This is a genomic window from Comamonas sp. MYb396 (assembly GCF_037479555.1).
Lineage (GTDB): Bacteria > Pseudomonadota > Gammaproteobacteria > Burkholderiales > Burkholderiaceae_C > Comamonas.
Genome location: NZ_JBBGYU010000009.1, coordinates 125,025 through 144,179 on the forward strand (window position 1 = coordinate 125,025; position 19,155 = coordinate 144,179).

The following is a 19,155-nucleotide window of genomic DNA, read 5'->3' on the forward strand; positions in this document are numbered from 1 at the left end:
CCGCTTGACCATCGCAGTGCCGTGCCCATAATGGCCGGATGCCCCTGGCCCGCCGCCTGATCCTCACCACTGCCTTGTTGCTGGCCGCCTGCAGCCCGGCGCTGAACTGGCGCGTGGTGGCCCTGGCCGATGCGCCACTGGACCTGATGCTGCCCTGCAAGCCCGACCGTGCGGTGCGTGATGTGGCCTGGGGCGCGCAGACCCTGGCCGTATCGATGGTGGGTTGCCAGGCAGGTGGCGCCACCTATGCGCTGGCCCATGTGGCCCTGGCGCAGCCGCAGGACGCGGCCACGGTACTGACGGACTGGCAAAAGGCACTGCACCAGCAGTTGCAGAGGACCGATGCCTGGCAGCCGCTGCCCGGGCAGGCCTTTGTCTTGCCCGGTACGCTGGAGCTACCCCAGGCGCGCCAGCTGCAGTGGCAGGGCCGCGATGGCCAAGGCCAGACGGTGTATGCCAATGCGCGCTGGTTTGCGCGCAGCGAAGGGCCGCAGGTGCGCGTGTACCAGGCGCTGGTGCTGTCACCTGGGCCATTGGCTGCTGAGGCGCTGCAGAGCTTTGTCAAAGGACTGCAGTTGCGCTAGGGTGCGGACCCACCCTGACCCTCGGCTAAGAACCTGTTCAAAGTCTCCTCGCGCCGCGACAGTGTCTTTGCGAGATGGGATGCGAGGCGCAATACCGCAGCAATAGCCCAGCTATTGCGAGGATTTGCAACGACGCAGACCGCTCGCAAAGCCACTGTCCCTAAGGGTTGGAGTGAAATCGGGCGATTTCTGCGCGCTGGCCCTTGCTTGCACCCCGGTGCAAGCTGCGTTCCATCCCTTCGAACTCATCCCGATTGCACTCCAACGCGGCTGCGTAGAGACTTTGAACAGGTTCTAAGCAACACTACCAATGTTGCAGTGCCGCAAAATCGCTACACTGGGACAGGGTGCGGCTGGGCCAGGAAGGCGGCCAGCCGCGCGCCCTTCACAGAACTTCTTGGTTTTTGATTTGATGAGCAACCGGATATTGTTGATCGCCCATGCACCGCTGGCCCAGGCGCTGGCGCAATGCGCTGCGCATGTGTTCCCCGACAGCGGAGAGCACCTGATGGCGCTGGATGTGCCTGCCAGCGCCGATCCGGTGGCCTGCCTGCAGGAGGCGCAGGCCATGCTCGACCACAGCCACAGCGGCCCGGTGCTGGTGCTGAGCGACGTGTTTGGCGCGACCCCGCATAATATTGCCCAGGAGCTGGCCAAGCGCCGTGCATCCACCCGGCTGGTGGCCGGTGTCAACCTGCCGATGCTGCTGCGTGCGCTGTGCTATCGCCAAGAGACGCTCGACAGCCTCGTGGCCCGGGCCATTGCAGGGGGCAGCCAGGGCATCATGCAGGTGACGCAGAACACGCCACAGAACCAAAATATCCGAGCACATGATCAAGACCGCAGTCACCATCAGCAATAAATTGGGCCTGCATGCCCGCGCGTCGGCCAAACTCACCAAGCTCGCTGGCAGCTTTGCCTGCGAGGTCTGGATCACGCGGGGTGAGCGCCGCGTCAATGCCAAAAGCATCATGGGCGTGATGATGCTGGCCGCCGGCATTGGCACCGAGGTCAGCATCGAGACCGACGGCGCCGATGAACAGCAGGCGATGGACGCCTTGTTGGCCCTCATCAACGACAAGTTCGGCGAAGGCGAGTAAGGCGCGGCCTGGCGTCTGCAGCGGCGCGGGCTCGCTTTTCGGATCAGGAGCCGCGCACAGGCACCACGGACCAGGCACTACGCACCCGGCACTACGCACCCGGCACGCCGCTGCCGGCCGGTGCTGGTAGGTTGCCGATGCGGGCACTGGCATGCGCTGCTGCGCTTTACCTGAATGCCCGCCTTTCCCCGCGCTTTACCAGCCCCCGAGCTTGTACAGTCTTCTGAGACAGGCGTATAAATCAGCTTGGCGCAACAGCGCGCCAGCGAAGAGGAAGTTCCGCATGACATTTGCCATCCATGGAATCGCAGTGGCCCGGGGGATTGCCATTGGCCGGGCCGTCATGGCGGCGTCCAGCCACCTGGAGGTGACCCATTACCTGATCGAGCCCGACCAGGTGGCGCGTGAGATAGAGCGTGTGCGCAAAGGCCGGCTGGCGGTGATCGAAGAGCTGCAGCGCCTGCGTGGCGACCTGGGGGTCGATGCGCCGCAGGAGCTCGAGCCGCTCTTGGATGTGCACCTGATGCTGGTCCAGGACGACATGCTGTCCTCGGGTGTGCGCCAGCTGATCAGCGAGCGCCTCTACAACGCCGAATGGGCGCTGACCGCGCAGCTGGAGCTGCTGTGCCGCCAGTTCGACGAGATGGACGACGAGTACCTGCGCGAGCGCAAAGGCGACCTTGAGCAGGTGGTCGAGCGCGTGCTGCGCCATATGCGCGGCGTCTCCAGCCCGGTGGCGGCGCCGGTCAGCACGCCGCTGGGCGTGCAGGAGGGGCAGCACGACTGGGTGGCCGATGAGCGCGATGCGCCGATGGTGCTGATCGCCAATGACCTCTCGCCCGCCGACATGCTGCAGTTCAAGCAAAGCGTGTTTGCCGGCTTTGTCACGGCGGTGGGCGGCAAGACCAGCCACACCGCCATCGTCGCGCGCAGCATGGATATTCCGGCCGTCGTGGGTGCCCGCACGGCCAGCCAGCTGATCCGCGCCGATGACTGGGTCATCATCGACGGCGATGCCGGCGAGGTGATTGTCGACCCCTCGCCGATCCTGCTGGAGGAGTACCGCTTCAAGCAGCGCCAGATGCGCCTGGAACGCGAGCGCCTCTCGCGCCTGCGCGATACGCCGTCCATCACCATCGATGGCGAGCGCATCGAGCTGCTGGCCAATATCGAGCAGCCCGGCGATGGCCCGGCGGCGGTGAAAGCCGGTGCCGTGGGCGTGGGCCTGTTCCGTACCGAGTTTCTCTTCATGGGCCGGGGCGGCAAGGTGCCCGATGAAGAAGAGCAGTACCGCGCCTACCGCGAGGCGCTCGAAGGCATGCAGGGCATGCCGGTGACGATCCGCACGCTCGACGTGGGCGCCGACAAGCCGCTGGACAAGGCCCAGCCCAAGGACTACTACCTCAACCCGGCGCTGGGTTTGCGCGCCATCCGCTTCAGCCTGGCTGATCCGGACATGTTCCGCACCCAGCTGCGCGCCATCTTGCGCGCAGCAGCGCATGGCCCGGTGCAATTGCTGTTTCCGATGCTCGCCCATGTCAGCGAGATCAAGCAGACCCTGGCACTGGTCGAGCAAGCCTCGCAGGAGCTGCGCGAGCGCAATGTGCCCCAGGGTTTGGTCAAGCTCGGCGCGATGGTCGAGATACCGGCCGCAGCGCTGACGGTGCGCACCTTTTTGAAGTACTTCGATTTCCTCTCGATCGGCACCAACGACCTGATCCAGTACACCTTGGCGATCGACCGGGCCGATGAGGCGGTGTCGCAGCTCTACGACCCCTTCCACCCCGCCGTGCTGCGCCTGGTGGCCGAGGTCATCCAGGCGGCGAACGCCGCCGGCAAGGATGTCTGCGTCTGCGGCGAGATGGCCGGCGATACCGCGATGACCCGCTTGCTGCTGGGCCTGGGCCTGCGCAGCTTTTCGATGCAGCCCGCGCAGATCCTGGCCATCAAGCAGCAGGTGCTGCGGGCCGACACGCGGCGCCTGGTGGGCTGGGCCCAGCAAGTGATTGCGTCAGAAGATCCGGCTGGCGTGCTGGAGAGTTAAAGGCCTCGGCCCCGACTCATTCTGTGGGCGTGCGAAAGCGGCTGCGGTACTGGCCCGGCGTGGTGCCCAGCTGGCGGCGAAACGCGCGCTGCAGCGTGTCGGTGGTGTTGAAGCCGCAGGTCTGGGCCACCCGCTCCAGCGGGGCATCGGTGGCTTCGAGCTGCTGGCGGGCCGCCTCCACCCGCGCCGCTTCCAGGTAGGCGGCCGGCGTCATGCCCAGCTCGGTCTTGAAGATACGGGCCAGCTGCCGGTCGCTCACATGCATCTGCTCGGCCAGGTCGGGCATCGACAGCGGCTGGCCCAGGTGCTCGGCGATGTACTGGCGCAGCTTGTCCATGCGGCGTGTGCTCGACAGCGGCTCGAGCATCACGCTGAACTGGCTCTGGCCGCCGGGGCGCTTCAGGAACATCACCAGCTGGCGCGCCACACGCGTCGCCAGCGTATTGCCAAAATCCTCGGCCACCAGGGCCAGCGCCAGGTCCAGGCAGGTGGTCAGGCCCGCTCCGGTCCAGATGCGGCCCTGCTGGATGTAGATGCGGTCGGCATCCACGCGGATGTCCGGGTGGTCCTGGGCCAGCTGCGCGGCGGTGGACCAGTGCGTCGTGGCCTCCTTGCCGCTGAGCAGGCCGGCGGCGGCCAGGATATGCGCGCCGACGCAGACCGAGGCCACGCGCCGGGACTGGCCCGCCAGCGTCTGCACCCACTGCACGACGGCCGGATCGGCCAGCGCCTGCACGCGGCCCTGGGCATCGGTGTTGACCGAGCCCGGCACGATCAAGGTGTCAATGGCCTGGTGCTGCAGGCTGGAGAGGCGTATGTCGGGCAGCACGCGCACGCCCGCAGCCGTGGTGACGGGCTCGAGCGACTCGGCCGCCAGCAGCACCTGGTAGCCGCAGGGCGCGTCCATCTCGCGCTGCAGCAGCGCAAACACCTCGGGCGGGCCGCTGATGTCGAGCAGGTCAACCCGGTCAAACAACACGATCACCATCAAGCGTTCAGGGTGCGGCATGCGTTCTTTCATTCGAGGCCGGTGTCGGTTTCTGCGGCAAAGACGGCATTGTCCGCTGCGGGGGCTGTCCCTAAGATGCCTCCATGCCGCCACCACTGCCGGTGGCAGCAACCTCCTAACAAGGCAAGCACCATGCATACCCGCACTTTACGCGAACTCAACCAACTCGACGCCAAGCCCGCCGTCCTGGCCCAGTCGACCCTGATTCTGGTGGACTACCAGAACACCTACACCCGGGGCGTGATGGCGCTCGAAGGCTGGGAGCCGGCGCTGGACGCCGCATCCCGCCTGCTGGCCCAGGCCCGCGCTGTGGGCGCCAAGGTGATCCATGTGCAGCACGATGGCGGCGAGGGCTCGCCCTATGACATCCGCGCCGAGATCGGCCAGATCCATGCCAGCGTGGCGCCGCAAGCAGGTGAGCCCGTCGTTGTCAAGACCGCTCCCAATTCCTTCCACAACACCGACCTGGCCCAGCAGGTCGAGGCTGCGGGCAACGAGCAGCTGGTGATCATCGGCTTCATGAGCCATATGTGCGTGACCTTCACTGCCGAAGGCGCCTTCCTGCGCGGCAAACGTGCCACCGTCGTGGCCAATGCCTGCGCTACCCGGCCACTGCAATCGGCTGCCGGTGCGGTCTCTGCTGAGCAGCTGCACCAGGGTGCAATGGCCACCATTGGTGACCTGTATGCGGTGGTGGTCGCGAGCGCCGCTGCGCTGGGTTGATACCAGCCCGCAAACCAAAGAGGCTGCACCCTGTTGCCGGGGTGCAGCCTCTTGCCTCAATAGCCGTTGAGGGGGTCAAACGCCAGCTGCGTGTGCCTGCTGGTCAGCGTGGTAGCTCGAGCGCACCATCGCACCCACGGCGGCGTGGGTGAAGCCCATCTTGTAGGCTTCTTCTTCAAACATCTTGAAGGTGTCGGGGTGCACATAGCGGCGCACAGGCAGGTGGCTGTTCGAGGGCGCCAGGTACTGGCCAATCGTCAGCATGTCGATGTTGTGGGCGCGCATGTCGCGCATCACCTGCAGGATTTCCTCGTCCGTCTCGCCCAGGCCCACCATGATGCCGCTCTTGGTTGGCACCGTGGGGTGCAGGTCCTTGAACTTCTTGAGCAGGTTCAGGCTGAACTGGTAGTCGGAGCCGGGACGGGCCTCTTTGTACAGGCGCGGCGCGGTTTCCAGGTTGTGGTTCATCACATCGGGCGGGGCGGCCTTGAGGATTTCCAGCGCGCGGTCATCGCGGCCGCGGAAGTCGGGCACCAGGATCTCGATCTGGGTCGTGGGCGAGAGCTCGCGGATGTTCTTGATGCACTCGACAAAGTGGCCCGAGCCACCGTCGCGCAGGTCATCGCGGTCGACGCTGGTGATCACCACGTACTTGAGGCGCAGCGCGGCAATGGTGCGCGCCAGGTTCAGCGGCTCGTTCAGATCGAGCGGGTCGGGGCGGCCATGGCCCACGTCGCAGAATGGGCAGCGGCGCGTGCACTTGTCACCCATGATCATGAAGGTCGCCGTGCCCTTGCCAAAGCACTCGCCAATGTTGGGGCAGCTGGCCTCTTCACAGACGGTGTGCAGATTGTTCTGGCGCAGGATGTCCTTGATCTCGTAGAAACGGGTCGTGGGGCTGCCGGCCTTGACGCGGATCCAATCGGGCTTTTTCAGCACCTCGGCTTGCTGGACCTTGACGGGGATGCGCGCCAGTTTGGCGGCCGCCTTTTGCTTGGCCAGCGGGTTGTAGGTGGCAGCGGACTGTGCTTCGCGCACGACTTCATTGGTGCTCATGATGCTCACTTTAGTTGTTTCACCGCGTTCTGTGCGAGAGGCACGCACAAACCCGGAGGGGCCGTAGGCTCTGAGCAAGAACGGCCCGAGGCTGCTGCGCCGCCCCTAGTGGGGAATAGGGCGTGCGCTGCGGCACCCGCTTATGCAGAACCGGCAGTCGCCAAGCGGGAGGACAACTCGCGCGCCAAGGTCTTGGCCACGTCCTCCCAGTCGGCGTTAACCCCAATTGTAGAAAGATCGACGGTTTGCAGCCCGGCATAACCGCAAGGGTTGATGCGGTGGTAGGGTTCCAGGTCCATCTTTACATTCAGGGCCACACCATGGTAGCTGCAGTGGCGGCTGATCTTGATGCCCAGCGCGGCAATCTTGCCCAGGCCGTCAAACACCGGCTCGGCTGCGGGGCTGGCGCCATCGCGCTGCACCGGGCGCTGGGCCAGCATCGCGTGGGAAAAGGGGTCATCGAGGCGCACATAGATGCCCGGGGCCCCTGCCACGCGGTGGCCGGTCACGCCCAGGGAGGCCAGGGTGCGGATCACGGCTTCTTCAATGCGGAACACATATTCTTTGACGAAGTAGCCGGCGCGCTGCAGATCGATCAGCGGGTAAGCGACCACTTGCCCCGGGCCATGGTAGGTGACCTGGCCGCCCCGGTTGGTTTGCACCACCGGAATGTCGCCTGTATGCAACAGATGGCTGGGCAGGCCCGCAATGCCCTGGGTGAAAGTGGCCGCATGCTCACAAATCCATAGCTCATCGGGCGTTTGCGGCGTGCGCTGCGCTGTGAATTGCTGCATGGCTTGCAGCGTGGGCTCGTAATCGGCCTGGCCAAGAAAGCGGGTCTGCATGGCGAAAAGCGGCCACCAAGGGCCGGCAAGGTTCACAAAGGTGACAACAAGGCCCGCTTACAGTACGACCTTGACCAGGGGGCTGGAGGTGAGCGCACGGTAGAGGTTGTCCAGCTGTTCGCGGCTGGTGGCCGTCACGGTGATGGTGACGCCCAGGTACTTGTCGCCGCTGCTGGGGCGCAACTCTATCTTGCTGGCATCAAAGAAGGGGTCGTGTTCCTTGGCGATGGCGGTGACCGCGTGGACAAAGCCGTCCTGATTGAGCCCCATCACTTTAATCGGAAAGTCTGAGGGGTATTCGATCAGGGAATCTTTGCGAGGATCGGTGCCGGAATCGCTGGGGTCTGCAGCAGGTGTATTGGTGCTCATTTTGCTATTAAAACAGAAGCTTGCAAGTGATGTGCCATCAGACGATAAGCCATCTTCCTGGTGTGGAATTTGTCGGATACAACTGACGCCAAAAGGGGCTGTAGGGAGGCTTGTGTGCCGCAAAAAAACAGACGCGCAACAAAACGCTTCCCGTTTGCAACGGGTTTATCCTTATAATCGCAGGCTTTGGCTAGGTTGTTCTGCCCGGGAGCCAACACTATGACAACAAATGCTCCACAAGAAGAACATGTGGCCGAAGAATCGGACTTCAAGCCCCTGACTGCACAAGAAGCAGCAGAGTGGCGCCAGCGCCATCCGCCGGTATCGGTGGTGCGTGTGGTGAAGTGGCAGCTGGTCGTCGGGGTGGTGCTCACCGTGTTGGTGGGTCTGGTGACGCAGCGGGCCGGATGGATGTGGTCGGTGGCATACGGTGCGGCGGCGGTGGTGATTCCTGCTGCCTTTTTTGCACGTGGATTGCGGCTGCATCTGGGGGCTGGGCAAGAGAATCTTGCGATGGTCCGGTTCTTTGGTTTGGAGATCGCAAAATTGGTGCTGACCGTGGTGCTGCTACTGCTGGCGCCACTGGTGGTGCCGGGACTCAACTGGTTGGCGCTGGTGTTGGGTCTGGTTGTAGTGATGAAGACGTACTGGTTGGCGCTTTGGCTGCTGACCAGATCTGCAAAAATTTTGTAATTGAGAAGAAGAGTTGTCCGATGGCCGCAGAAGCGAATGCACCCACTGCAAGTGAATACATCGTTCACCACTTGCAGCATCTTCAGAATATCAAGCAAAAGTCGATCATCGATTTCTCGGTGGTCAACCTTGATTCGATCTCAGTGAGCGTGATCTTGGGCGTGCTGGGCATCTTCGTGATGTGGCTGGCCGCGCGCACGGCCACCTCCGGCGTGCCTGGTCGTTTCCAGGCCGCAGTCGAGATGCTGGTCGAGATGGTGGATAACCAGGCCAAGGCCAATATCCACAATGCCCAATCGCGCAAGTTCATCGCTCCTCTGGCGCTCACCGTCTTCGTCTGGATTTTCCTGATGAACGCGATGGACATGCTGCCGGTCGACTTGCTGCCGCTGCTGTGGCAAGGTGCCACCGGTGACCACCATGCTTATCTGCGTGTCGTGCCTACCGCCGATCTGTCGACCACCCTGGGTCTGTCGACGGCCGTGCTGATCCTGTGCCTGTACTACAGCGTCAAGATCAAGGGTCTGGGCGGCTGGGCGCACGAACTGGTGTCCGCACCCTTTGGTACCAGCAAGAATCCTGTCTTTGCCGTGATCCTCGGCATCGTCAACCTGCTGATGCAGATTATTGAATACGTTGCCAAGACGGTGTCGCACGGTATGCGACTGTTCGGCAACATGTACGCTGGTGAGTTGGTGTTCATGCTGATTGCCCTGATGGGTGGCGCAGCCGCTATGTCGCTCTCTGGTGTGTTGCTCCCCGTGGGGCACATCATTGCAGGCACGATCTGGGCGATCTTCCACATTCTGGTGATTACTCTGCAGGCCTTCATTTTCATGATGCTGACGCTGATTTACCTCGGCCAGGCACATGAAGCTCACTAACTGTTCCCTTTCCTTTTTCTCTTAACCTTTCTTTTTTTTCTCAGGAGTCATCATGGAAAACGTTCTCGGTCTCGTCGCTCTGGCTTGTGGTCTGATTGTTGGTCTGGGCGCTATCGGCGCTTCGATCGGTATTGCTCTGATGGGCGGCAAGTTCCTGGAATCGTCGGCACGTCAGCCTGAGCTGATCAACGAACTGCAAACCAAGATGTTCATCTTGGCTGGTCTGATCGACGCTGCATTCCTGATCGGTGTTGCTATCGCTCTGCTGTTCGCTTTCGCCAACCCATTCCAACTGGCCTAAGCTCCGATCAACGCCGTAGATAGAAAGGTGTTGCCGTGAGTATTAACGCGACCCTGTTCGTTCAGGCCATTGTCTTCTTGATTCTGGTGCTCTTCACGATGAAATTCGTGTGGCCACCTATTGCCAAGGCGTTGGATGAGCGAGCAAAGAAAATCGCCGATGGTCTTGCTGCTGCCGATAAGGCAAAGTCCGAGTTGACAGCTGTGAACAAGCGCGTTGAGGAAGAACTTTCCGCAACCCGCAATGAGACAGCGTCGCGTATCGCGGACGCAGACCGTCGTGCCCAAGCAATCGTAGAAGAGGCCAAGGCCCGTGCTACCGAAGAAGGCAACAAGATCATTGCCGCCGCTCGTGCAGATGCCGAGCAGCAAGTGATCCAGGCGCGCGAATCGCTGCGCGAGCAAGTTGCAGCTTTGGCTGTCAAGGGTGCTGAGCAGATTCTCCGCAAGGAAGTCAATCCTGCGGTACACAGTGATTTGCTCAATCGCCTGAAGACTGAGCTGTAAGGAAGCAACGAAATGGCAGAACTCGCCACCATTGCCCGTCCTTACGCTGAAGCCTTGTTCAAGGCCTGCACCGAAAAAGGTGTTGGCTTGAGCGACGCCCTGTCTTGGACGGACGAACTGGCGGCGATTGCCGCCGATCCGGAAATGCGCCAACTGGCCGACAATCCCAACGTCACCAACGAACAGGTGATCGATGTGATGGCTGGTGTGACGCTGGCACGCGGTTGGGCCTTGTCAGACCTGGCGCGCAACTTCCTGCGTACGGTGGTAGATAACCGCCGTCTGGATGCGCTGCCTGAAGTGGCCTCGCAATTTCGCGCACTGGTGAACCGCAACAACGGTTCGTCGGATGCGCTGGTGTACAGCGCCTTCCCCATGGATGACTCCGCATTGAATGCGCTGGGCACCGTGCTGGAAAAACGCTTTGGCCGCCCACTGAATCTGAGCACCACCGTGGACGAGTCGCTGATTGGCGGCGTTCGCGTTGTGGTGGGTGACGAGGTGCTTGACACCTCGGTCAAGGCCCGTCTGGAACAAATGAAAGCAACCCTCACTGCGTAATGCAGTTCGAGGATTCGGCTAAACCATGAAAAGGAGTGAGTAATGCAACTCAATCCCGCAGAAATTTCTGAACTGATCAAGAGCCGCATTGAGGGTCTGTCAGGCAATTCCGATATCCGTAACCAAGGTACGGTCGTGTCGGTGACCGACGGTATCGTGCGCGTGCACGGCCTGTCCGATGTGATGGCCGGCGAAATGCTGGAATTCCCAGCCACCGCCGACGGTCAACCTTCCTTCGGTCTGGCTCTGAACCTGGAGCGTGACTCTGTTGGCGCCGTGATTCTGGGTGAATACACCCACATCTCGGAAGGCGACATCGTCAAGTGCACCGGCCGTATTCTGGAAGTGCCCGTGGGCCCAGAACTGGTGGGTCGCGTGGTGAACGCACTGGGCCAGCCAATCGACGGCAAGGGTCCTATCAACGCCAAGATGACCGACGTGATCGAAAAGGTTGCGCCTGGTGTTATCGCCCGTCAATCCGTGGACCAGCCCCTGCAATCGGGTATCAAGTCCATCGACGCGATGGTGCCCGTGGGCCGTGGCCAGCGCGAGCTGATCATTGGTGACCGCCAGACCGGCAAGACCGCTGTCGCGATCGACGCCATCATCAACCAAAAGGGCCAAGGCGTTACCTGCGTGTACGTGGCCATTGGTCAGAAGGCTTCGTCGGTCAAGAACGTGGTGCGTGCGCTGGAGCAAGCCGGCGCGATGGAATACACCATCGTCGTGGCCGCTACCGCTTCTGAATCCGCTGCCATGCAGTACGTGTCGGCCTACTCGGGTTGCACGATGGGTGAGTACTTCCGCGACCGTGGCCAAGACGCCCTGATCGTGTATGACGACCTGTCCAAGCAAGCCGTGGCTTACCGCCAAGTGTCGCTGCTGCTGCGCCGTCCACCAGGCCGCGAAGCGTTCCCTGGCGACGTGTTCTATCTCCACAGCCGCCTGCTCGAGCGCGCAGCCCGCGTGAACGCGGACTACGTGGAAGCCTTCACCAAGGGTGAAGTCAAGGGCAAGACGGGTTCGCTGACGGCTCTGCCTATCATCGAAACCCAAGCTGGTGACGTGTCGGCCTTCGTGCCTACCAACGTGATCTCGATCACCGACGGCCAGATCTTCCTGGAAACCAGCCTGTTCAACGCCGGTATCCGTCCCGCTATCAACGCCGGTATCTCGGTGTCCCGCGTGGGTGGTTCCGCTCAGACCAAGCTGATCAAGGGCCTGTCCGGCGGTATCCGTACCGACTTGGCGCAGTACCGTGAACTGGCTGCTTTCGCACAGTTCGCTTCTGACCTGGACGATGCTACCCGCAAGCAACTGGACCGCGGTGCCCGCGTGACCGAGCTGCTCAAGCAAGCCCAGTACAGCCCTCTGCCTGTCGCTCTGATGGCTTCGTCGCTGTTTGCCGTGAACAAGGGTTTCATGGACGACATCGAAGTCAAGAAGGTTCTGTCCTTTGAATCGGGTCTGCACCAGTTCCTCAAGACCAGCTACGGCGCCTTGGTGGACCGTCTGAACGAGAAGAAGGCTTTCGACAAGGAAGGCAAGGACGAAGCTGAACTGACTGCAGCCATCACTGCATTCAAGAAGTCCTTCGCTTAATCCGGTCGAGGAGTCATCATGGCAGCAGGCAAGGAAATACGCGGCAAGATCAAATCGGTGGAAAACACCAAGAAGATCACCAAGGCCATGGAAATGGTTGCCGCATCCAAAATGCGCAAGGCGCAGGAGCGGATGCAGGCAGCCCGTCCATACAGCGAGAAGATTCGCGCAATTGCAGCTCACCTGAGCCAGGCAAACCCCGAATATGTCCACCCCTTCATGGTGTCGAACGACGTCAAGAAGGTGGGCGTGATCGTGGTGACGACTGACAAGGGCCTGTGCGGCGGCATGAACACCAATGTGCTGCGTGCCGTGACGAACAAGCTCAAGGAACTGCAATCTGCGGGTGTCAGCACGGAAGCCGTGGCCATTGGCAGCAAGGGTCTGGGCTTTCTGACGCGCGTCGGTGTCAAGGTGGTGGCCAACGCTACCGCCCTGGGCGATACGCCGCATCTGGATGCGCTGATCGGCCCGGCCAAGGTTTTGCTCGACCAGTACGCTGAGGGCAAGCTGAGCGCGGTCTATTTGTGCTACACCAAGTTCATCAATACGATGAAGCAGGACTCGGTTGTGGAGCAGTTGCTGCCCCTGTCGCAAGAAGCGATCCAGGGCTCGGCACCGGCTGCATCCCACGGCTGGGACTATATCTACGAGCCCGATGCGCAAAGTGTGATCGACGAGCTGCTCGTGCGTTATGCGGAGTCGCTGATCTATTCGGCCGTTGCAGACAACATGGCTTCCGAGCAGTCTGCACGCATGGTGGCCATGAAGGCCGCTACCGACAACGCCGGCAACGTCATCAACGAGTTGAAGCTGATCTACAACAAGACGCGTCAGGCTGCGATTACGACCGAGTTGTCGGAAATCGTCGCAGGCGCCGCGGCTGTGTAATACAGCTCGACTGAAATCAATATTGGAGCAACAAATGGCTCAAGTACAAGGCAAGATTGTTCAATGTATCGGTGCGGTGGTGGACGTTGAGTTCCCCCATGGCAGCGTGCCTAACGTGTATGACGCACTGAAGCTCGAAGGCACCGCCCTGACGCTGGAAGTGCAGCAGCAGCTGGGCGACGGCGTGGTGCGTACCATTGCGCTGGGCTCGTCGGACGGTATCAAGCGTGGCCTGATGGTCACCAACACCGGCAAGGCGATCACCGTGCCCGTGGGCAAGGCAACCCTTGGCCGCATCATGGACGTGCTGGGTAACCCCATCGACGAACGCGGTCCTGTGGACCAGGCGCTGACCGCTTCCATCCACCGCAAGGCGCCCGCTTATGACGAGCTGGCCCCTGCACAGGAACTGCTGGAAACCGGCATCAAGGTGATTGACCTGGTGTGCCCGTTCGCCAAGGGCGGTAAGGTCGGTCTGTTCGGTGGTGCCGGTGTGGGCAAGACCGTGAACATGATGGAGCTCATCAACAACATCGCCAAGGCGCACAGCGGTCTGTCCGTGTTCGCCGGCGTGGGTGAGCGTACCCGTGAAGGTAACGACTTCTACCACGAAATGTCGGACGCCGGTGTGGTGAACCAGGAGTCGCTCAACGACTCGAAGGTTGCCATGGTGTACGGCCAGATGAACGAGCCACCAGGAAACCGTCTGCGCGTTGCGCTGACCGGCCTGACCATGGCTGAAGCGTTCCGTGACGAAGGCAAGGACGTGCTGTTCTTCGTGGACAACATCTACCGCTACACGCTGGCCGGTACCGAAGTGTCCGCGCTGCTGGGCCGTATGCCTTCGGCCGTGGGCTACCAGCCTACGCTGGCCGAAGAAATGGGCCGTCTGCAAGAGCGTATCACCTCGACCAAGGTGGGTTCGATCACCTCGATCCAGGCCGTCTACGTGCCAGCGGACGATTACACCGATCCATCGCCAGCAACGACCTTCGCTCACTTGGACTCCACCGTGGCGCTGTCGCGTGACATCGCTTCGCTGGGTATCTACCCTGCGGTGGACCCACTGGCTTCGACCAGCCGCCAGCTGGACCCCCAAGTGGTGGGTGAAGAGCACTACTCGGTAGCCCGCCAAGTGCAGGGTACCCTGCAGCGCTACACCGAACTGCGCGACATCATTGCGATTCTGGGTATGGACGAACTGGCTCCCGAAGACAAGCTCGTCGTGGCCCGCGCTCGCAAGATCCAGCGTTTCCTGTCGCAGCCTTTCCACGTTGCTGAAGTGTTCACGGGCGCTCCAGGCAAGTACGTGCCGCTGTCGGAAACCATCCGCGGCTTCAAGATGATCGTCAACGGCGAGTGCGACCACCTGCCCGAGCAAGCCTTCTACATGGTTGGCACGATCGACGAAGCCATCGAGAAGGCGAAGAAGATCTAAGCTTTGCAGAACGGGCTGCAGCACGCAGCCCTGCTCGCGAACTAGTTTCTTTTTCACTCTGAGGATCAAAGATGAACACCTTCCACGTTGATGTGGTCAGTGCTGAAGAATCCATCTTCTCCGGCGAAGCCCGCTTTGTGGCTTTGCCTGGTGAAATGGGCGAACTCGGTATCTACGCCCGCCACACGCCGTTGATCACCCGCATCAAGCCGGGTTCGGTGCGCATTGAGAAGGCCGACGGCGGCGAAGAGTTCATCTTCGTGGCTGGTGGCATTCTCGAAGTGCAACCCGACTGCGTGACCGTGCTGTCCGACACCGCTGTGCGCGGCAAGGACCTGGACGAGCAAAAAGCGGTTGAAGCCAAGCAAAAGGCTGAAGAAGCCCTCAAGAACGCCAAGGGCGAGCTTGACCTGGCCAAGGCCCAATCCGAGCTGTCCGTCATGGCCGCCCAGATTGCCGCCCTGCAAAAATACCGCAAGAAGCGCTGATCCGCTGTTTGCGCAACTGCCACAGGAAAACCACCGCATGCGGTGGTTTTTTTACGTCCGTAGCGGATGGGTCGGAGTGGAGCTGGTCTGCAGCACCTGCTGCATATGGAGGGTTTGCCACAGCGGGTCGGCATCCTGGTGCAGGCTGACAAAGCCCTGGCGCTGCCAAAAGGCCTGTGCGCCCGGCAAAAAAGGATGCGTGTGCAGGTAGAGCCGCTGCACACCCTGCTGCAGCGCCCGCTGCCGCAGCTGCGCGAACAGTTCGCCAGCCAGGCCTTGGCGGCGCCAGGCCGGGTCCACATACAGGCGCACCACCTCGGCGGTGCCTGCGCTGGGCACCGCCAGGTGGGCAAAGCGCCCGTCATAGGCGCGGTAGGCGATGCTGCCGATGATGCGGTCGCCCTGCCAGGCCGCCAGCATGCAGCCGCCGGGCGGTGCATAGACCGAGGCAAAGTCGCGCAGATCGGCCTGCGGTGTGCTGGTATCGACCCGATCGCCAAACATGGCCTGGCGCGCCGCCTGCAAAAAGGCTGCCACCGGCGCGAGATGGTCAACGCGGCGGATGCCGTATGCGCTGGGTGTAGTGGGTGGGTGGTTCATGGCCATCAAACGGCCTGCAGCTTAGCATGCAGGCGCTGTAAATCGGCTACAGTACAGCCACTTTGGTTTCGCAAGAACATGCGCACGGCAGGGTGCCGGGGCATGAGGGAATCCAGGGAGCGCGAGCCGGCAGCCAGCGCCCCAAACGGAACTGCCCCCGCAACTGTAGGCCGCGAGCAGGCCATCCATGCGCCACTGAACTGCGGTTCGGGAAGGCGATGGTCTGCGCAGACCGGCCAGTCAGGAGACCTGCCAAGGTTATGCATTCACAAGCCACTGGCAAGCCCCCGGTTTGCACAGAGAAACAGGCATGCCACCGGTTGTGCGCGCTGCAAGGCGAACGACGCAAACGCCGCTGCGGCAAACCCATTCATGGCGGATGTGCGTGTGTTTTGATCATGACCGGCGGGGTGTCCGGGCGGTGAGCAGCGTCTCGTCTGCGCAAGGCTGTCCTGGCTCCACCGGGCAGCAGCCCGCACCGGATCGGCTCGCACGGCCCGCATGCCCAGCCTCTACCTGGAGAGACGATTCCGATGCCTGTTCGCCGTTTTGCGCTGCCTGCCCTGTTGGCTGCCTGTGTATTCATGCCGCTGTCCGCCTGGGCCGCCCCTTATCCGATGCAGCTGCACAACTGCGGCTACGAGGTCTCTCTCAAGCAGGCGCCCGCCTCGGTCGTCACCATCGGCCAGGCCGGCACCGAGATGCTGTATGCGCTGGGTCTGGGCGACAAGCTGGTGGGCACCTCGCTGTGGTTCAATGCCGTGCTGCCCCAGTTCAAGGCCATCAATGACAAGGTGCCACGCCTGGCGGACAACGACCCGAGCTTTGAGTCGGTGATCGGCAAACGCCCGGCGCTGGTGGTGTCGCAGTTCGAGTGGATGGTCGGCAAGGACGGCGTCGTGGGCACGCGCGAGCAGTTCCATGACCTGGGCATTGCCACCTATGCGATGCCCTCCGACTGCGAAGGCAAGAACAACCTCAAGGGCGCCGATGGCACCCGCACCGCGGCCTACGATGTGCAGGCGCTCTACAAGAGCATCACCCAACTGGCGCAGCTCTTTGATGTGCAGCCCCAGGGTGAGCGCCTGGTCAAGGACCTGCGCGAGCGCCAGGCCAAGGCGGTCGCCAAGGTCCAGGCCGCGCAGCAGCCCCATCTGACGGCTGCGCTGTGGTTCTCCAGCGCCGATCTGGCCATCGACCCCTACATGGCGGGCAAGAACGGGGTTGCCGGCTACATGCTGCAGACCTTGGGCCTGCGCAATATCGTCGACTCGTCCGAAGAGTGGCCCACCGTGGGTTGGGAAACCATTGCCAAGGCCAATCCATCGATCCTGGTGATCGCCCGCATGGACCGCCGCCGCTTCCCTGCGGACGACTACCAAAAGAAGCTCGAGTTTCTGAAGCAGGACCCGGTCACCCAGCACATGGATGCCGTCAAGAACAACCGCATCGTCATTGTCGATGCCGATGCGCTGCAAGGCTCGATCCGCTTGGTCGATGGCATGGAGCAGATCAGCGATGCGGTACGCAAGCTCGGCCCGGCGGCCGCGCGTTGATCAGCCGCTGATGCAAGGCCTTGCATGATGGTGGCAACGGCATCAGCGCGCCCATCGGCGCTGCGCAGGCCGCTGCATGGGGCCGCCTGGTGCCTGGGCGCGGCACTGGCGCTGCTGCTGAGCGTGGCGCTGGGCATCGCCGTTGGCGAGACGGCGCTGTCGCCCAGCCTGGTGCTGCAGGTGCTGGCCAACAAGCTGGCAGGTGCCAGCTATGCCATCGATCCCATCAGCCAGGGCATTGTTTGGAACTACCGCCTGCCCCGGGCGCTGGTGGCGGCCAGCTGCGGCGCTGGCCTGGCGGTCTCGGGCGTCATTTTGCAATCGCTGCTGCGCAATGCGCTGGCCGAGCCCTATTTGCTCGGCATCTCGGCCGGGGCCTCCACCGGCGCAGTGCTGGTGACTGTCGTCGGCATTGGTGCGGGCGCCATATCGATGACCGTGGGCGCCTTTTTTGGCGCGCTCTGCGCGTTTGCACTGGTGGCCCTGCTGGCCCATGCCGCCGGCAGCGGTGGCCTGCGCAACAGCGGCCAGATTGTGCTGGCCGGCATTGCCGGCTCGCAGCTGTTCAATGCACTGACCTCGCTGATCATCACCAAGTCGGGCAGCGCCGAGCAGGCCCGGGGCATCATGTTCTGGCTGCTGGGCAGCCTGAGCGGCGTGCGCTGGCCCGATACCGTGCTGACGGCCTGCATCGCGATCACCGGCCTGCTGCTGTGCCTGCTGCATACGCGCGCGCTCGATGCCTTCAGCTTTGGCAGCGAATCGGCGGCCGCGCTGGGCGTGCCGGTGCGCCGGGTGCAACTGGTGCTGCTGCTGGCCGCTGCGCTGATGACGGCCGTCATGGTCTCCATCGTCGGCGCGATCGGCTTTGTTGGCCTGGTCATTCCGCATGCCGCGCGCATGCTGGTCGGCGTCAGCCACGGCCGCCTGGTGCCCGCCAGCGCGATGATGGGTGCGGTGTTTCTGATCGCCGCCGATGTGCTCTCGCGCACCCTGATCCGGGGCCAGGTGCTGCCGATTGGCGTGATCACCGCCCTGGTCGGCGCGCCAGTATTTGCCTGCATTCTGCTCAAAAGCCAGCGGAGGCGCGGATGACGGCGGAACCGGTAACCGCTGCGGATCAGCCGGTGTTGCAGGCCTGCGCGCTGGGCCTGCGCCTGCAAGGCCGGCCGGTTGTCGAGCAGGTCAGCTTGCCGGTGCAGCGCCAGGAGATGCTGGGCTTGATTGGCCCCAATGGCTCGGGCAAGTCTAGCCTGCTGCGCTTGCTGGCCGGTGTGATCCGGCCCAACGAGGGCCAGGTGCTGCTGCAGGGCCAGCCGCTGCACAAGATGGGGCGCCGCGCCATTGCGCGCGAGCTGGCCCTGGTGGCGCAGATGGCCGAGACGCAGGATGCCATCAGCGTTGAAGACGCGGTGGCGCTGGGGCGCACGCCCTGGCTCTCGGCGCTGCAGCCTTTTGCCGCGCAGGACTGGGAGGCCGTGCAGCAGGCCCTCGATGCCGTGGGCATGGCGGACCGCCGCCACAGCGCCTGGCACAGCCTCTCGGGTGGCGAGCGCCAGCGTGTGCACATCGCACGCGCGCTGGCGCAGCAGCCCGGTGTGCTGCTGCTCGATGAGCCCTGCAACCACCTCGATATCCACCAGCAGCTGTCGCTGATGGCCTTGATCCGCAGCCTGCCCGTCACCAAGGTCGTGGCCCTGCATGACCTGAACCAGGCGCTGGCCTGCGACCGGCTGGCCGTCATGCAGCAAGGCCGGCTCGTCGCACTGGGCCGGCCCGAGCAGGTGCTTGATACCGCGCTGCTGGCGCAGGTTTTTCGCGTCGAGGCCAGCGCGCTGGTCGACCCCTGGGACGGCAGCCGCGTGCTGCGTTTTCGTCCGCTTTCTTCTTCCTGACTGTGAGCCG

Annotated in this window: 22 protein-coding genes and 1 riboswitch; of the genes, 17 read left to right on the plus strand and 5 right to left on the minus strand. The window is 62.8% G+C overall.

What is annotated here, in order from left to right; translation table 11 throughout:
- Window positions 1-38 precede the first annotated feature (38 nt).
- The 4 genes from WH265_RS19600 to ptsP all read left to right on the plus strand — a co-directional run bounded on the left by WH265_RS19600 (window position 39) and on the right by ptsP (window position 3,728).
- Window positions 39-584 carry a hypothetical protein gene (locus WH265_RS19600; protein WP_339559394.1) on the plus strand — a complete coding sequence of 182 codons (546 nt, stop codon included), beginning with the start codon at window positions 39-41 and terminating at the stop codon, window positions 582-584.
- Window positions 585-996: 412 nt separating this feature from the next.
- The gene (locus WH265_RS19605; RefSeq protein WP_021025605.1) at window positions 997-1,446 is read left to right on the plus strand and encodes a PTS sugar transporter subunit IIA; all 450 of its coding nucleotides are present in this window, start codon (window positions 997-999) and stop codon (window positions 1,444-1,446) included.
- On the plus strand, window positions 1,415-1,684 hold the full coding sequence (locus WH265_RS19610) for an HPr family phosphocarrier protein (RefSeq protein WP_027010583.1): 270 nt from the start codon (window positions 1,415-1,417) through the stop codon (window positions 1,682-1,684). The genes WH265_RS19605 and WH265_RS19610 overlap by 32 nt, the downstream gene beginning before the upstream one ends.
- A gap of 283 nt (window positions 1,685-1,967) precedes the next feature.
- Window positions 1,968-3,728: a phosphoenolpyruvate--protein phosphotransferase gene (gene ptsP / locus WH265_RS19615; RefSeq protein WP_021025607.1), complete on the plus strand. Its 1,761-nt coding sequence runs from the start codon at window positions 1,968-1,970 to the stop codon at window positions 3,726-3,728.
- Window positions 3,729-3,744: 16 nt separating this feature from the next.
- On the opposite strand, the gene WH265_RS19620 is transcribed toward ptsP, so the two are convergent.
- Window positions 3,745-4,737: a GlxA family transcriptional regulator gene (locus WH265_RS19620; protein ID WP_339521255.1), complete on the minus strand. Its 993-nt coding sequence runs from the start codon at window positions 4,735-4,737 to the stop codon at window positions 3,745-3,747.
- A 132-nt stretch (window positions 4,738-4,869) separates the two neighbouring features.
- Between WH265_RS19620 and WH265_RS19625 the strand changes: the two genes are divergently transcribed.
- Entirely contained in the window at window positions 4,870-5,460 is a 591-nt protein-coding gene (locus WH265_RS19625; RefSeq protein ID WP_339559395.1) for a cysteine hydrolase family protein, read from the plus strand.
- Between the two features lie 75 nt (window positions 5,461-5,535).
- On the opposite strand, the gene lipA is transcribed toward WH265_RS19625, so the two are convergent.
- From lipA to WH265_RS19640, 3 genes are all read right to left on the minus strand, one after another.
- Window positions 5,536-6,516 (minus strand): lipoyl synthase, encoded by a 981-nt coding sequence (gene lipA, locus WH265_RS19630; RefSeq protein WP_021025610.1) that lies wholly within the window; start codon window positions 6,514-6,516, stop codon window positions 5,536-5,538.
- A 140-nt stretch (window positions 6,517-6,656) separates the two neighbouring features.
- Window positions 6,657-7,361 (minus strand): lipoyl(octanoyl) transferase LipB, encoded by a 705-nt coding sequence (lipB, locus tag WH265_RS19635; RefSeq protein ID WP_021025611.1) that lies wholly within the window; start codon window positions 7,359-7,361, stop codon window positions 6,657-6,659.
- 57 nt (window positions 7,362-7,418) lie between these two features.
- Entirely contained in the window at window positions 7,419-7,730 is a 312-nt protein-coding gene (locus WH265_RS19640; protein ID WP_021025612.1) for a YbeD family protein, read from the minus strand.
- Window positions 7,731-7,949: 219 nt separating this feature from the next.
- Between WH265_RS19640 and WH265_RS19645 the strand changes: the two genes are divergently transcribed.
- From WH265_RS19645 to WH265_RS19685, 9 genes are all read left to right on the plus strand, one after another.
- Window positions 7,950-8,423: an ATP synthase subunit I gene (locus tag WH265_RS19645; protein WP_021025613.1), complete on the plus strand. Its 474-nt coding sequence runs from the start codon at window positions 7,950-7,952 to the stop codon at window positions 8,421-8,423.
- Between the two features lie 20 nt (window positions 8,424-8,443).
- Complete coding sequence (atpB, locus tag WH265_RS19650) at window positions 8,444-9,307, plus strand: F0F1 ATP synthase subunit A (protein WP_021025614.1); 864 nt, start codon at window positions 8,444-8,446, stop codon at window positions 9,305-9,307.
- A 52-nt stretch (window positions 9,308-9,359) separates the two neighbouring features.
- Window positions 9,360-9,608, plus strand: coding sequence for a F0F1 ATP synthase subunit C (gene atpE / locus WH265_RS19655; RefSeq protein WP_021025615.1), 249 nt, complete (start codon window positions 9,360-9,362; stop codon window positions 9,606-9,608).
- A 35-nt stretch (window positions 9,609-9,643) separates the two neighbouring features.
- On the plus strand, window positions 9,644-10,114 hold the full coding sequence (locus WH265_RS19660; protein WP_021025616.1) for a F0F1 ATP synthase subunit B: 471 nt from the start codon (window positions 9,644-9,646) through the stop codon (window positions 10,112-10,114).
- 12 nt (window positions 10,115-10,126) lie between these two features.
- A complete protein-coding gene (locus tag WH265_RS19665) occupies window positions 10,127-10,675 on the plus strand; it encodes a F0F1 ATP synthase subunit delta (protein ID WP_133857651.1) in 549 nt (182 codons plus the stop codon).
- A gap of 42 nt (window positions 10,676-10,717) precedes the next feature.
- Window positions 10,718-12,277 (plus strand): F0F1 ATP synthase subunit alpha, encoded by a 1,560-nt coding sequence (atpA, locus tag WH265_RS19670; RefSeq protein ID WP_021025618.1) that lies wholly within the window; start codon window positions 10,718-10,720, stop codon window positions 12,275-12,277.
- Between the two features lie 18 nt (window positions 12,278-12,295).
- Window positions 12,296-13,168, plus strand: coding sequence for a F0F1 ATP synthase subunit gamma (atpG, locus tag WH265_RS19675; RefSeq protein WP_021025619.1), 873 nt, complete (start codon window positions 12,296-12,298; stop codon window positions 13,166-13,168).
- Window positions 13,169-13,202: 34 nt separating this feature from the next.
- Window positions 13,203-14,606, plus strand: coding sequence for a F0F1 ATP synthase subunit beta (atpD, locus tag WH265_RS19680; RefSeq protein ID WP_230775533.1), 1,404 nt, complete (start codon window positions 13,203-13,205; stop codon window positions 14,604-14,606).
- Between the two features lie 71 nt (window positions 14,607-14,677).
- Window positions 14,678-15,094, plus strand: a complete 417-nt coding sequence (locus tag WH265_RS19685; RefSeq protein ID WP_021025621.1) for a F0F1 ATP synthase subunit epsilon — start codon at window positions 14,678-14,680, stop codon at window positions 15,092-15,094.
- Window positions 15,095-15,145: 51 nt separating this feature from the next.
- Here the strand turns inward: WH265_RS19685 and WH265_RS19690 are convergent, their stop codons facing one another.
- A complete protein-coding gene (locus WH265_RS19690) occupies window positions 15,146-15,694 on the minus strand; it encodes a GNAT family N-acetyltransferase (protein WP_339559396.1) in 549 nt (182 codons plus the stop codon).
- 46 nt (window positions 15,695-15,740) lie between these two features.
- Window positions 15,741-15,965, plus strand: a riboswitch (cobalamin riboswitch).
- A gap of 262 nt (window positions 15,966-16,227) precedes the next feature.
- On the opposite strand from WH265_RS19690, the gene WH265_RS19695 reads away from it, so the two are divergent.
- Genes WH265_RS19695 through WH265_RS19705 form a run of 3 tightly spaced genes read left to right on the plus strand, consistent with a single transcriptional unit; the run spans window position 16,228 to window position 19,145 of the window.
- Entirely contained in the window at window positions 16,228-17,250 is a 1,023-nt protein-coding gene (locus WH265_RS19695) for an ABC transporter substrate-binding protein (RefSeq protein ID WP_339559397.1), read from the plus strand.
- A gap of 24 nt (window positions 17,251-17,274) precedes the next feature.
- Window positions 17,275-18,345 carry a FecCD family ABC transporter permease gene (locus WH265_RS19700; protein ID WP_339535936.1) on the plus strand — a complete coding sequence of 357 codons (1,071 nt, stop codon included), beginning with the start codon at window positions 17,275-17,277 and terminating at the stop codon, window positions 18,343-18,345.
- The gene (locus WH265_RS19705; RefSeq protein ID WP_339559398.1) at window positions 18,342-19,145 is read left to right on the plus strand and encodes an ABC transporter ATP-binding protein; all 804 of its coding nucleotides are present in this window, start codon (window positions 18,342-18,344) and stop codon (window positions 19,143-19,145) included. Before WH265_RS19700 ends, WH265_RS19705 begins: the two co-directional genes overlap by 4 nt.
- Window positions 19,146-19,155 lie beyond the last annotated feature (10 nt).